13 protein-coding genes and 1 tRNA gene are annotated in these 14,487 nt (G+C 50.9%); 2 read left to right on the top strand and 12 right to left on the bottom strand.

From position 1 onward, the window contains the following. Nucleotides 1–18: 18 nt before the first annotated feature. On the bottom strand, nt 19–1,062 hold the full coding sequence (locus H6750_07275; protein MCB9774115.1) for a squalene/phytoene synthase family protein: 1,044 nt from the start codon (nt 1,060–1,062) through the stop codon (nt 19–21). A 3-nt stretch (nt 1,063–1,065) separates the two neighbouring features. After that, a complete protein-coding gene (locus H6750_07270; protein ID MCB9774114.1) occupies nt 1,066–1,521 on the bottom strand; it encodes a cupredoxin domain-containing protein in 456 nt (151 codons plus the stop codon). Nucleotides 1,522–1,726: 205 nt separating this feature from the next. Here H6750_07270 and htpX point away from each other — a divergent pair, with 205 nt between their 5' ends. Beyond that, complete coding sequence (gene htpX / locus H6750_07265) at nt 1,727–2,611, top strand: protease HtpX (GenBank protein ID MCB9774113.1); 885 nt, start codon at nt 1,727–1,729, stop codon at nt 2,609–2,611. Between the two features lie 142 nt (nt 2,612–2,753). Here htpX and H6750_07260 read toward each other — a convergent pair whose 3' ends face one another. The 10 genes from H6750_07260 to H6750_07215 form a co-directional block, all read right to left on the bottom strand. Beyond that, the gene (locus tag H6750_07260; protein ID MCB9774112.1) at nt 2,754–3,086 is read right to left on the bottom strand and encodes a hypothetical protein; all 333 of its coding nucleotides are present in this window, start codon (nt 3,084–3,086) and stop codon (nt 2,754–2,756) included. 501 nt (nt 3,087–3,587) lie between these two features. After that, nucleotides 3,588–3,662, bottom strand: a tRNA-Gly gene (locus H6750_07255). A gap of 123 nt (nt 3,663–3,785) precedes the next feature. Continuing rightward, nucleotides 3,786–5,009 (bottom strand): tyrosine--tRNA ligase, encoded by a 1,224-nt coding sequence (locus tag H6750_07250; protein MCB9774111.1) that lies wholly within the window; start codon nt 5,007–5,009, stop codon nt 3,786–3,788. Nucleotides 5,010–5,040: 31 nt separating this feature from the next. Beyond that, a complete protein-coding gene (locus H6750_07245) occupies nt 5,041–5,352 on the bottom strand; it encodes a helix-hairpin-helix domain-containing protein (protein ID MCB9774110.1) in 312 nt (103 codons plus the stop codon). A gap of 283 nt (nt 5,353–5,635) precedes the next feature. Continuing rightward, nucleotides 5,636–7,036 (bottom strand): dihydrolipoyl dehydrogenase, encoded by a 1,401-nt coding sequence (gene lpdA / locus H6750_07240; GenBank protein MCB9774109.1) that lies wholly within the window; start codon nt 7,034–7,036, stop codon nt 5,636–5,638. Continuing rightward, a complete protein-coding gene (gene gcvH / locus H6750_07235; protein MCB9774108.1) occupies nt 7,033–7,419 on the bottom strand; it encodes a glycine cleavage system protein GcvH in 387 nt (128 codons plus the stop codon). Before gcvH ends, lpdA begins: the two co-directional genes overlap by 4 nt. Nucleotides 7,420–7,530: 111 nt before the next feature. After that, nucleotides 7,531–9,090 (bottom strand): hypothetical protein, encoded by a 1,560-nt coding sequence (locus H6750_07230; GenBank protein MCB9774107.1) that lies wholly within the window; start codon nt 9,088–9,090, stop codon nt 7,531–7,533. A gap of 141 nt (nt 9,091–9,231) precedes the next feature. Further along, nucleotides 9,232–9,648 carry a nucleoside-diphosphate kinase gene (gene ndk / locus H6750_07225; protein MCB9774106.1) on the bottom strand — a complete coding sequence of 139 codons (417 nt, stop codon included), beginning with the start codon at nt 9,646–9,648 and terminating at the stop codon, nt 9,232–9,234. A 99-nt stretch (nt 9,649–9,747) separates the two neighbouring features. After that, nucleotides 9,748–11,043 carry an alpha-amylase gene (locus tag H6750_07220; protein MCB9774105.1) on the bottom strand — a complete coding sequence of 432 codons (1,296 nt, stop codon included), beginning with the start codon at nt 11,041–11,043 and terminating at the stop codon, nt 9,748–9,750. A 10-nt stretch (nt 11,044–11,053) separates the two neighbouring features. Next, nucleotides 11,054–12,418, bottom strand: coding sequence for a 2-dehydropantoate 2-reductase (locus H6750_07215; GenBank protein MCB9774104.1), 1,365 nt, complete (start codon nt 12,416–12,418; stop codon nt 11,054–11,056). A 517-nt stretch (nt 12,419–12,935) separates the two neighbouring features. Between H6750_07215 and H6750_07210 the strand changes: the two genes are divergently transcribed. Further along, nucleotides 12,936–14,243: a PrsW family intramembrane metalloprotease gene (locus H6750_07210; protein ID MCB9774103.1), complete on the top strand. Its 1,308-nt coding sequence runs from the start codon at nt 12,936–12,938 to the stop codon at nt 14,241–14,243. The last annotated feature ends 244 nt before the right edge of the window (nt 14,244–14,487 follow it).

Raw genomic sequence — 14,487 nt, 5'->3', positions numbered from 1 at the left:
TACCGAAGCAAGAGTAATTTAAATAATACGTTTCCTCCAATATCCCCAATAGGCCGTACCCACAGTACCACAGCCACCGGTGAGTCCGGTTGACGCCACGATTTGATAGACATCACTCCGTGCAATTTTGATGGGTGAGTTCGGACTTAGCACAAGCGGAGACACCGACAACTGTTGTAAGGTACGGATCCCGATCAAAATCGGCCACATGCAGGCTAACCGCAGGCGAATCTCCAGGCGGGGAATGGCCATTGTATAGCGCCATCCCTGATCTAAATGATCTCGCGCTTCTTGAATCAATTTTCTGAAGAGGGGGCGAAACGCCTGTGCAGAGGATTCGTCGAGCAGTTGCTGGGGAGAAAGAGATACCTGATTCAGCAACACTGTCGGGATATAACACCGCCCATTCCTCAAATCCTGTGGCAAATCCCTCAGAATATTGACCATTTGCAACCCCTTCCCGTAGCGAATAGCAAGAGGAATCATGCAGGTCTGATCCCACACTCGAAATCCCGGAAGGTGGCTGCACACCATCTTCGTCCAAAACTCTCCCACACATCCTGCAACCGCATAGGTGTAATATTCAAAATCATGGATCGCCTGTAAGGCGCGTACCGCCTGCCCTTCCGATTTTTGGGGAAAGTGGTGGAGGTCAAATTCCATTCCTCCAATCAGCACCGCCAGAACCTGCGCAATCTGAGACCGGTCGGTTGGACTAAATTTTTGGTAAATTCGGAAACACCCCTCCAATTCTTCCAATAAACGACGCTCATCAGGATTACTCTGGTTCATGAGGACTTGCGCCTGAATTTTTTTGATTTGTGCCAAATCGGCGGTACTTCCCCACAGCTGCCCTTTTAACAGACGTAAACATTCCAGCCGGATCACATTCTCCAGTTTTCCCGTATCGGCGATCGTGTCCGCAGCTCTCGCCAACAAATAGGCCAGACCAATTTGCGAACGAACCGCGCGCGGCAGGATAGCCAGGGTTAAATAAAAGGAGCGGGAAACCCGCTTGAGCACCTCACCAAGAAGATGTTGATCCGGTGGAGAAAAGTGCATAAGCTAGCGAGCGATGAGACGGCCTTCCATCCCTTGCTCACGATGCGTGGGAAAGAACAGAAGCTGTTTATCGCAATAAAAAGGATAAATGCCGGATTCGGTCAACGTGAGGGTGACAGCTTTCGTATCGCCGCTGGAAATATCCATGTCCACCAGACGGATGCCGCTGGGGTCATCCAGCAAAAAATTATGAGGAACCAAAAAGGATTGATTACTCAGAGTCAGTGTCAGCGGTTTACCAGCTTTCACCACCACTTCCGATGGCGTAAAGGTATAACTTTCCATTCTGATCATCACCTGTTGGCCGAAAGGTTCCTCAACGGGAGGCAGGGAAGACGGCGACGATTGAGCGTATAGAGGGTCGGAAAAAATCCCATAGCCCATCACCACCACAAAACCCAATAGTAATCGTGTATAATAATTTACAGAAAAAATGTCTAGAATAAATGATCTCCTCATCAGGAGGGTTATCATAACGTTTTTCCAGATGAGGGTCACGTCTTTCTCTCTCTTGACTCTCAAGGAAAAGGTGTTATCTTCCAACATGTTGAATCCCAAGAGTCGTTTTGAGGACCCTCATAAAGGAATCATTGCATTATTCATGAAGTCGAACACATTAGCGTGCTTCCACAAGCAGACGTGGAACAATTAAGGGAGATTGTCTATGAAAAAACTTAAGGGAATTGGTCTATTACTGATTGCCAATATCCTCATCTTTATCACCCTCTCAATCTCGTTTACCGTGTTGTCGGAGATGATTCTCCCGGCCTTCGGAATCGATCTTCGAGGATCAATTGCTCAACAGGATCTGTTATGGGCATTTGTCATTGGATTTGGTGGTGCCTTCATCAGTTTGGCCTTTTCCAAGCAAATGGCCAGGGCTTTTATAGACTGTACCCAAATCACAGAACCGCGAACCCAGGCGGAAAGACTCGTGTTTGACACAGTCCAAAAAATATCTGAAAAGCTAAACATTTCCATGCCGGAAGTCTGGATTTATGAATCGCCAGACCCCAATGCATTTGCCACCGGGCCCACAAGAAACAACTCGATGGTGGCCGTATCGACGGGCCTGCTCAACAACCTGAATGAAGGTGAAGTGCGAGCCGTCCTTGCTCATGAAATGGGCCATGTCTATAACGGGGATATGTTTACCACAACCGTATTAGCAGGTCTGATGAATACCTTTGTCTACTTTATTAGCCGGTTTATCTATCGGCAGGTAGCGGAACGTAATGAGGCTCTAGGATTTGGAGTGTATATCGTTTTGCAAATTGTTCTCTCCGTACTGGCAATGATTCCCATTAGCTGGTGGTCCCGCCGTCGGGAATTTGCAGCCGACCGCTTCGCGGCCAACACCGTAGGCAAGGAACATATGATCTCTGCTCTTGAGGGCATTGATCGGTGGGTGCAACGAACCCAATTTGAATATAGCTCACAAGACGCGTTGGCTACGATGAAAATATCGGGGAAATCGCATAGTTTCATGCAGATATTTGCGACCCACCCGCCGATTGAAGCCAGAGTGACTGCACTACGGCAACTCTAACGCGTAAATTTTGTGTAATTTGAGAAAGGGACTTGGCATAGCCAAGTCCCTTTTTTTTCTGGTCTTTCTGTCAAACCGAATTGTTTCAAAACCCTTGGGGCTGCAATGAGCGATTGGTTTCCACCGCAGGAGAGCATGCGAATTAATTCAGCGTTCTGACATCATATTCATGGGAAAGGACTGCCGGAAACTCTTTCATCCCATGCCGGCAAAGAACAGGAAGGAGCGAGGCCGGAGGTTGAATCAGTGCGACAGGAATACGTAATTGCTGAAGGTGATAGAGCCCATACCCACAAAAAGTCAGCCCCATGGGGCCCATGGATTCCACATCAGAAAAATCAACAAGGACTTTTCGATAGTCCAGACTTATCGCTCGCGCTGCTGCCTTTTCAAACATCTCCCCGAGAGAATGATCCGGCAAGCCCAATATGCGAATAACAACGGCATCCGGTAAAATCTGAAGTCCACATTGCATTAGGAAATCCTCCTCAAGCCTGAATGATCCTTGTTGACGCACCTACTCTCGTTGCGCCACTTATCCATACAGGATTGAGTGAACCCCTTAAGCCATACCCCTACAATTCCCTATTTGAACTAGCGTCGCCCTTTTGGTTCCAGCCTTATCCACGGCCCAATTGCAAGGACCGCTGGTATTCCCCTGATCAGGCAGTGCTGTCTTGAGGGTGACAAATGGTTGAGCGTGCAGCAATGGTCGGGGTCATCAATAATATAAAGTCTATCTTAGGATGATTGACAAAAAGCTGAGACAGATGGCCTTGGAAGCCTCAGCTATCACAATGAGAGGGGAAAGCAGGATGGATTATTTCGAGCACCGTAGATAATTGGCCATGACAGCCTGTGGTTGTTCCTGGACCCAGTATCCGTCAAACATTTTCCTGAATTCCCCACCGTGGCACAAACCGGGAAGGTTCGGAACCCTAAGCCCGAAGAAGAAGAGGAAAGTAGTGGATTGAATTGGAGCGGGCGAGGGGATTTGAACCCCCGACAACTTGCTTGGGAAGCAAGGACTCTACCACTGAGCTACGCCCGCTCACGAGATCAGGACTCGCATTCTAGGTGCGGGCTGAGTCTTAGTCAAGGTACAAAAACTTTGAGAGTGGCTGTAGGGGCCCAGCCGCCAAAGCCAGTCACTCCTGAATATATCCGGACGAATCTATTCCCTGAATTCAATGATCGCAAATTTTCGCTTACCGATTTTTATCGGATAGGATCGGCCAGGCTCGAAGGTCATCATTCCGTTTGGGTCCGCAAGCTTTTCTCCGTCCACCTGGATCCCACCCTGGGAAACGAGCCGCCTGGCCTCAGATTTACTGGGCACTAAACCCGTCCGCATCAGGAGGTCAACAACAGGCATAGAATAATCCTGGGAATTGTTGAAATCCGTTGGTGAAAGTTTTACATGGGCATCCGGCTCATCGGGAAAATCCCGTTTTTGAAATCGCTGTTGAAAATCAGCCTTGGCCTCTTCAACGGCATCCCTTCCGTGATATTGTCCAACAATCTGCTCGGCCAGGGCCATTTTGGCCTCCATCGGATGTTGACGCTTAACCTCATCCAAATTGCGGACCGTCAACAGTTCGTAATAGCGCAGCATCAGGACATCGCTAATAGACATCAGCTTACCGAACATGTCTGCCGGACGATCTTCCAGAGCGATATAATTGCCAAAGCTCTTACTCATCTTCCGGACCCCATCCGTGCCTTCTAACAACGGCATGGTGAGCACCACCTGCGGTTTTTGGCCGTAATCCCGCTGCAAGTCACGCCCCACGAGAAGGTTAAATTTCTGATCGGTTCCACCCAATTCCACATCGGCTTCCAACACCACCGAGTCGTACCCCTGCACCAAAGGATACAGAAATTCATGGACGCTAATATGTTTTTGCTCCCGGTATCGTTTTGAGAAATCGTCCCGCTCCAACATGCGCGCCACGCTATAATGTGAACACAACTCCACCATCTTTTCCACCCGCATGCCACTCATCCAATGACTATTAAATTCAATACGGGTTTTCTGGGGGTCCAGGGTTTTGAAAATCTGTTGTTCATAGGTTTTCGCATTGGCCAGTACTTGTTCTTTCGTCAGCGCCACCCGGGTTTCCGACACCCCGGTCGGATCACCGATCATGCCGGTAAAATCCCCGATGAGAAAAATAACTTGATGGCCCAACTCCTGAAAGTGCTTGAGTTTTTGGATTAACACGGTATGACCCAGATGCAGGTCCGGCGCCGTGGGATCAAACCCGGCTTTAATCTTGAGAGGATGCTGTTCTTTTAGCGAATCCGCTAATTTGGCTTTTAATTCGTCGAGCTGAATGACCTCCACGGTTCCTCGAAGAATAAGGTCCAGCTGCCGGTTGATTTCTGAAGTTGTCATCTTGTAAGCCACACTATGTGAAAGTGAAAAATTAACTCCCGATCCCTATCGCCATGGTTGAGGCTCGGACACCAACAAGGGGGCGTAGTTGCTCCAACCGTTTTTTCCCAATACCCGGCACCAGAGCCAAATCTTCAATGCGTCGAAATGCTCCATGAGACGTTCGATGTGCCACGATTCGTCCAGCCAGGATGGGTCCAATACCAGGAAGGTGCTCTAATTCAGCTAAGGTGCCGTCATTCAAGTCGACGGTAACCCCCGCGACTTCCCCGGATGGCCTACCTTCTGCGTCCTCCCCCTTCTGAGAAAGATAAACGACATGACTCCCCGAACGCGGTGCCACACTCACAACCTCCTCAGGTTCACCCGCGGAAGCGGAAGGAAGGGTGCGTGAGGGCGGAACACCTGTTTTTGGGAGGGGAACAACTGGAGAAAGAGGCGCTTGCGGCCAACCCACCCAGTAAACGAAAAACACCCCCACCCCCAACATGCCCAATTTCAATAAAAGAGAGCTTCCCCAGGACATTTGGACTGGATGCCTGTCAGATAATTGCCGGACGCTGGCGGGCGACCTCTGCGGTTCGATGTCATTCATGTTGAATCAATGAATACGCTTCAGAGCATTATCAACGCTTTCGCGCCTGGTGAATGGCCATGCCCTCCACATCCTCGGCTGCCTCCATCAACCCTTCCGAAAAAGTGGGATGCGCATGAATCATGTTGGCGAGATCCTCGACGGTCAACCCACCCTGCATGGCCATGGCGGCTTCATGAATGAGGTCCGCCGCATGCGCACCAATAATATGGACGCCAAGAATTTTCTTGGTCTGTTCATCCGAAATCACTTTAAAATGTCCAAACGGCTCACCAACGGCCTGTGCTTTTCCGAGACCGGCATATTTGAATCGCCCAACCGCAACCGCCAACCCGCGTTCCCGGGCCTGGGCCTCAGTCAGTCCCACACGCCCGATTTCCGGTAAGGTAAAAATCCCTGCAGGAATGACATCATAGTTAATGGCCTGCGGCCGGCCCATCGCGTTTGAGACCGCCACTTTTCCTTGAGCCGAGGCGACATGCGCCAACATGAATTTTCCCGTCACATCGCCAATCGCGTAAATACCGGGGACGGAGGTTTCCATTTTTTCATTGACCAGAATCTCACCCCTGGTTCCCACCTGCACGCCAACCTGCTCCAGCCCTAACCGGCCGGAGTTCAAACGGCGCCCGACCGAAACCAGCAGGTGGTCTGTCACCAGTTCTTCTCCCGAAGCCAGCGTCGCTCGCACTCCCCCATCAACAGCCGCCCAATCCGTAATCTGCGTCTTGAGATAGAGTTGAATCTTGCGTTTTTTCAACTCACGCGTCATGGTGGAGATGGTATCTTCATCCTCAAGAGGAAGCACGGAAGGCATCATTTCGACAAGACTCACTTCCGATCCCAGCCCGCTCAACAAGCAGGCAAACTCACATCCTTCCACCCCACCACCGACAATCACAATGCTCCTGGGAATCGCCGTCAGATCCAGAGCCTCCTTACTGGTCAACACGCATTGGCCATCAATGGGAAACTGAGGCAGTTGAGGCCAGGAAGAACCTGTGGCAAGAATAATGGCATCGGCATCAATGGTGGATGAGGACCCATCAAGATGGGTAACCCGCACCTGCCGGTCATTCACCAATTCTCCTCGTCCCGGCACGTGGGTAATTTTCCACTGCTTCAACAAGGTGCCGATCCCCTTTACAAGCCCACGCACCACCTCCTCCTTACGTGCAACCATGCGGGCAAGGTCATAGCTCACAGGCCCCTCAATGTTGAGGCCAAACGGCTGGGCATGCCGAACCCGTTCGCCAAGATCAATAAAGCCCAACAGGGTTTTACTGGGAATACAGCCCCAATTCAGGCACACCCCCCCAAGCACCTGTTCCTCAAGGATCGTCACCTTGGCCCCTAATTGCGCGGCGCGAATAGCCGCCACATACCCACCAGGACCTGATCCGATAATGACAATGTGGGGCGAGGTGGTCATGATTCCTGTGAGGCTAAAAATGCCGTGTATTGCTCCGGCGTCATCAAACCATCCACCTCACCAGGATCGGCTAATTCCAGCACCGCGATCCACCCCTTCCCATAGGGATCCTGATTGAGTAGTTCGGGATGATCCTGAAGTTCTGTATTCACTTGAAGAATTTTTCCGGTGACCGGCGTGTAAATGGTCGAAGTGGCTTTGGTCGACTCCACTTCTCCCAATTGATCCTCAGCTTGCAGCGAGGTTCCTACTTTAGGAACGTCCACAAAGACCACATCTCCCAGGGCATCCTGAGCAAATTGACTAATGCCTAAGGTCGCCTTTTTCCCTTCAACTCGAATCCATTCGTGTTCCTTGTGAAATCGTAAATCCTGTGGCTCCATTCCTACCCCCTTTTGTTCAAAACGATGATAGCGTTCATATTTTGATGTCTCCCATGCCCCTCATGAAGTAAGTGTTCCCAGCACAATGCAACGGAAACCCTACCGGAGCATTTAAGAAAATGCTCGAAGATCGTGCACGACACCGATTCCCGAAGGAAATTCATTGAGCAGTGAGGCACTGCCTCCGGCTGTCCCCGGCAGAATGCGCTTTCCTCTCTCTGCCGGCATACTCACCCAAACCCGTCGCGGATCGTCAAGTACGGGAAGCAAGCGGGTTAACACGGCCTTCGTCGAAATACGCCGGAGCTTTTCAATCGCCGACAGTTGATCGGACGAGGAGTGCCTGTCGATTTCCGGGCGCACAAAGAAAAATGAAAACGGGCGCCGGGTGGCCTCCATCGCATCCTGGGCATAGTCCACCAGGGCCCGAACCGGATCGGTCAATCCATGGGGATGGAGCTCCAGGCCACATTGAACTGTCAGATGGCGTTTGCGAAGCTGGCCAATCAGCTGCTCAACAACAGTCAATCGCTCACGAGCTTTCCACCCCGCCCAGCGCCAAAACACGGAATCTTCCACAGGCGCGCCTGAAGGCTGGGTTGATCGACTCAACAATTTCAATGCTCTGAGAGGATCAAACCCAGGCTGAAAAGTACGTACGGGATCAAAACTCACTCCGAAGGCGTTTTGAAAACGGGTCAATCCCTCCCGCGACATCCCGTCATACACCCCCATGGGATAATCGTCGAGAAACACCAGACCGTCCACGCTTTCCTCGGAAAGATGCGTGAGAAATTGATCGAGAAACCGTTGATACTCCGGATGAAAAATATCAAAAAACCTGGAATTCTGAACCTGGCGGGTGGTTGTATTATATGTGCCATCCCGCCATTCCGGTAAAGGGGAATCATGCCAATTGCCAATACAACGGAGGTTTACTCCCACATACACCAACAGATGCAACTGATGACTGCGTTCCACATATGAGCGCAGGAGCGTCTGGAGATCAAGCAGATGGCGAGGCGCCCTCGTCGTCCGCGGTTGATCGCTGTGGAATCCGGCTCCCTCACACCCCAAATCAATCAACAGGGTGGTGATGCCATCGGCCTTCATCTTTTTAATTCCCTCGTCAAACCCTCCACTGGCGGGCAATTGTTCAAGGGTTAGCCTGATGGCCTGAGTGTCGAGAGGAGGCATCGTAAATTGTTCAAGTAAACGTTGAAGTTCATTGAACTGCAGTTGAGCACCGGCTTGGTAAGGATTAGCGCTACCAGCAACCGTGAGTATGCGGTACTGATCCCTGGCAGCTTCCCATTCCCCGACCTGACGATAGGCTTGAGCCAGCAACCATCGGCTTTGGAATTCAATGGGCTCTTCAGGCAGAAGCGCCAGCAAGCGCGTCAGTCCGCTGATGGCCTGAGGATAGGCTTTTTCCTCAAAACGATCCTTGGACTGCTGAAAGAGTTGCGCATGAATCCGTTGAATATCGGGAGGAACTTCGGGTGGGGATAACACGGATTCTTCCTCTCGATCCTCCGGCATAGATTCGACCGCAGGAGGAGGAGGAATGGCCCCACTCACCGGTGGTCCCTGGGGAGGACGTGTCCGACCGCATCCGGCCATGAGCCCCAGACACACCAGCAAACTGCACATTTTCAACCATGTTGTCATACGGCCATAGGTACTAGGAGGACATAAAACATAAACCCATACACTAGATTTATAAAAAGAAACATGCCCGCCGTTTTCGGCGGGCACCATACCGGAGTCAGTGGACGATAGAAATACAGGCTCAGTCAGGATGGTCTTCCACTAGCCCAGATTGGATTCTGCGAAAAAGTACCGAATCTCAATTTCAGCATTCTCCGTGGAATCGGATCCATGCACCGCATTAGCCTCAATAGAAGCCCCATGCACAGCCCGAATGGTACCTGGATCGGCTTTTTTGGGATCGGTCGCTCCCATCAGATCACGGTGCGCTTTGACCGCGTCTTTCCCTTCCAGAACCACAACCACCACCGGCCCCGAACTCATATAGGTCGTCAAGTCATTAAAGAAGGGGCGCTCTCGATGCACAGCATAAAACCCCTCCGCTACCCCTTTGGATAACCGCATCATTTTCATCGCAACCGGAAACAAGCCGGCCTCTTCATAACGGCGGATAATATCACCAATCGCATGTTTGGCCACCGCATCAGGCTTAATAATCGCTAACGTCCGCTCTGACATACTTCTCGTCCTTTCCCAAAAATCCCATAATAAAACCCTGTGAATAAGCAAAGAGCATTTTACGGCCCCTTCTATTCAGTTGCAATCTCAAGGCCACACTTAAAAGGCTGTAATCACAATGACTTCGGCTGCCTGAAACACAACCCGATCAGGGATGGAATGGGAACCAGGATGCTGATCAAGCGAGCTGACACGCCACATTCTGGGGGAAGACGGTAGAGTGCCCAACTCACCGATGGCCACATCAACCGGCTCATGAGCATGAGTATTGAGGCAGAGGAGTGCCCAACTGTGGGGATTTTCCAACGACCGCCGCTCCAATACGCACAGGTTGGGGTTGGACATCGACCGTTGAACCAGATCCCCCTCCCCTTGCCAGAGCGGCACCTTCAACTTCCAGTGATTCACCGCACGGATAAAAATTTGTAAATCCCATCGGGGGGATTCCCAATCATCGAGAGTGGTCTCCACCACATGCAAGGACCGCTGAAATCCAAACTCATACCCCATCGGGATCATAAGGCCGGTGGAAAACAGCGCGGCAAAGGCATAGCGTTGGCGTTGAACCGCCTCATTTCCTCCTGACTCCGCAGCCAGCCGCGGCGTATCATGCGATTCAGGAAACCCAATGGACGGCATAGCTTGAAATTCGCGATGTTGGTTCAAGCACCAGGCATCCTTGAAATTCCACCATTTGGAGCTGTTACAAAAAAGGTGAAATCCCGCGTCTCCTAACGCGCGCGTCTGCTCCAGGGTACAACCAAGATTTTCCGCCCAAAAGACAGCCTCAGGATTCAGGCGTTGGGCCCGGTGAATAAGAAAACGCCACAACTCAGCGGGAACCTTATAGGCCGCGTCACACCGAAAACCCTGAAACCCCAATTCAAGATACCGGTCAACCAATTGTCCCCAAAACTCCCAGAGATGCTCCCGATCAGGAGAATGCCGATTATCAATTTCGGCTAAATCGCCCCACACCGTTTTCTTGCCTGGGTCATCAGGATCAACCGCATACGGATGTTCAACGTTTCCCTGACCATCCCGCATATACCAGTCGGGGTGCTGTGACACCAGGGAAGAATCGATGGCCGTGTGGTTCAAGACCAGATCCACCATTGGGGCCAGGCCACATTGGGCGATGCGTTGAAGCGTGGGGCGTAACACATCAAGACTCTGGTCCTGAGTCCCTTCCGGCAGAAATGCCGGATTCAGGAGATCATATTCTTTGATGGCATATAAACTTCCCGAAAATCCCGGAAGATGAATGGGATTCACAAAGAGCCAATTAAACCCCATGCCTGCAGCCCGTTCCGCGTGCGAGATCCAGCGATCATAAGGGCCGGCCAGGCGAGGAAACAGATTATAGATAAGAGGAACCTGGTGGGATGGCTGCATAAAGATAAACCTATACTTTCTCTGGCTCCGGGCAGGCTTGAGGTGGACGGCTATCCGAAATCAGACCTTTTGAAAAGATGATTTTGCCAACCTGCTTCACATTGGCGCACAAGTCACCCAATCCGGGCGTGACCAATCGAAACGGCCCGCCTCGTTCGGAAGGAAAGGGCGTGCCATCCTGTTCATATACCAGAATGCCGAATTCGGCAGCTTGCTTGATCGTCAGACAGGCTGAGAATTTTCCATCCTGCGACTCGAAGGTCACATGGTCGGTCCCCACATTAAGTGTCGCAACATCAAGTATTGCTTGAAATTTGACGCCACGGACATTCATCCCAGGCATCACGGTAGGCAATTCCGACACCTGATGCATGGAAGGAAGTTGTGCCAGGGTCGTTCGCGTAAATTGAAGACTCTGCAAAATATCCCCGCCTACCTGAATTGTGGCCTCTGAGGAAGGCCTGGATGGGGTCAAAACTTTAATGAACGCCGTCAACATGTCGTTCATAGGAGTGGGCACCCCAAAGGCCTTGCCTTGTTCGGTGATAAAACCATTCAGCTCATCAATTTCAGTAGGTCGCCCGGCCAGCCAATCATCATACATCGATGTATGAATATCTCGAAGCTCTTGAGCCCACTTGACGACCTTCTCCGGCATATCCTCATCCAACGGCACACGGTGGACCGCCATGGCCACGGCCGAGACTTCCCGCACGATGGTCGCGATGACCGGTTGAAACTCCTGATGATCCAAGGCTTTTGCCACCCGATCATTCAGCAACACTGTCAGCGGGTTAAACACACAATTCCAACACATTTTCTCCCACTTGGCCCGCCGGATATCAGGATTAATGAAACAGGGAATCCCCGCCCCTTTCAATAACGCCAGGATGGCGTGGAGTCTGGGAGTGTCCATTCCCAACGGTTCCCCAATAGTTAGCATGCCTTTCTTATAATGGTCGATCACCCCCGGCTCGGCGATCCTGGAATAGATAAATGCCACCCCGCCCACAATCCGCTCCCGGCCAAATCGAACCATCAGGGTATCCTCAATCGTCACCCCGTTTTGCAAGGTCAGAATAATGGTATCCGGCTTCAGCACCGGCTCAATCTGGTTCATGGCCTCATTCAGGTCATAGGCTTTGATCCCCAGCACAACCAGATCCGGTTGGGGCAGTTCCTCGGGATTGGAAGCCACAGTGGGATGCACGGTAAAGCTCTCACCAATCGCGCTCCGGATGGTCAGCCCGTTTTTAGCCACAGCCTCCCTGGTACGCGGCCGCAGGAGGAACGACACATTCGGATTGCGGCGAGCCAGGTGCGCCCCAAAATATCCCCCAACTGATCCCGCCCCCACAAACAAAATCTCCTTCATCCGATTACCTTTCTTTATTGGTAAAACTTCGTGTGACGTTTTAGATAGCTGTCATCCTGAGCCACGCGAAGGATCTGTGTCCAGGGCGGACAAGCCCTAAGATAGTTCATCTCAGAATGCCGCATAACACACAAAATGGATTGGCCCTACTCTAGCAAAATTGGCTTCGATCGCCTACGGATCGTTGCCTCATGATATCCCAAAATTCTATAAATGGCGCTATGCCTTAGAGACCACCACAGCCAAGACAGAGCACAAGTCAAAGCTGCCGGCATTCGCCGGTAATAGGTATGCGGAATCGATGTGGGGAAATTCACAGGGTAGGTGCAAAAATGAGGTGAATTGGGGAAGCGCCGCCAGGAATCTCACCCACGAGATTAACTATGGCTTCATCCGCAGGGTCAGAAGAAGCCGCCGAACCGTTCAAGTTTCGTTGAAAAACCCCCAGACTCCCGCTAAAATTCCGCGTCCTGATTTTTTCTTTTTGTGGAAACTCCTCTGAAGCTGAGCTCCCCTGATGAGTGACCAAGACATATTCCTAATCTGTATTGCCGGTCCGGACAGGGGAAAGCGTCTTTCCATACGCCATGAGGAGATCGTGCTTGGACGATCGTCTCACTGTCATTTGCTCAGTGACGATCGTGAAGTAGTAGAACGGCACGTTTCGTTTACCTTGCAACAAAACCAGCCCCATTTTCACACCCTCGATGGTTCAGCCCTCTTTGTGGATGGTCACCGAATGACTGAAGGAATAATCAGCTCCAATCAACAACTTCGTATTGGCCGAAGTATGTGGCAATTGGGTGGAGAACTATCTCACGGTGGAATCCCGGATTGGCTCGATCACATCGGCGGACAGATCAGTTCAGTAGCCGGGTTGGAGCGTGTGCAGGGATTCAACTTTTGGGAAATGTTTTCAGAAGTCATCCGAAAACGAAAAGATGAGGAAGTTGAAGATTATTTTCATGTCGGTACTCTGGCCACAACCCCGACACTTTTGGAAATCAATACCGCCTGGCCGAAACCTTGGGCATTTTTTAAAGTATTTATGGTTTCCTTAATAGTCTATCTGGGCTTTGTATTTGCGTTAAATATTTTTGGCAACATCAAACTGGTTCCTGGGCTCATTATTACGGGATCGTTCATGATTCCCTTTGCGTTGCTGATTTTTTTCTTTGAGGTCAACGTTGCACGAAATATCTCACTCTACCAAGTCATCAAGTTGGTCTTTTTCGGGGGGATCTTGTCTTTGATTCTGTCTCTGTTCTTATTCCGTACCACCGGATTGGATAGTTGGCTGGGTGCCGCAAGTGCCGGGATTATTGAGGAGATCGGGAAAGCCGGGGCATTATTACTGGTGATCAATCGGTTGCAATATCGTTGGACATTGAACGGCATGCTTTTTGGTGCGGCCGTCGGAGCCGGATTTGCTGCCTTCGAATCGGCAGGGTATGCCCTGGAAAGGTTGTTGGCCTACGGCGGAGGAGCCATGCTGGATAACATCACCCATCGAGGGTTTTTAAGTATGGTCGGCGGGCATGTTCTGTGGACGTCCATGGTCGGGGCAGGATTGTGGCGAATACGTGGGGATCACAATTTTTCTTTCCAGATGGTCAAAGATCCCCGCTTCCTTCGAGTGCTTGGAATTGCCATGGGACTGCACATGATCTGGAATATGCCGTTTGAATTGCCTTTATACCTCAAAGAAATTGCCTTAGGATTCATCGCCTGGGTGGTCATATTAGGATTGATTCAAGACGGGCTGAGTCAAATCCATAAGGCCCAGCAGGAATATTTGGCTTCAAAGCCTGATGAATCACCCTGACAAACATGGTGACCGGTCTTATATTAGCAACCCCACGTTCGGATTGCGACGAGCCAGGTGCGCCCCCAAATATCCCCCAACTGACCCCGCCCCCACAAACAGAATCTCCTTCATCGTATTATCTTTGCATACCTTTCCATTTTTACTAAAATTTCGCGTGATGGTTTACATATCAACAAGCCAAATCATGATGAAACCTGAATATTGCTGTGCCCCAAGCAAAAGACTCGGGACCCAATGTAAT

Source organism: Nitrospiraceae bacterium (genome assembly GCA_020632595.1).
Lineage (GTDB): Bacteria > Nitrospirota > Nitrospiria > Nitrospirales > UBA8639 > Nitrospira_E.
Note: the sequence above shows the minus strand (reverse complement) of the source record. Positions and strands in the feature narration are given on the sequence as shown.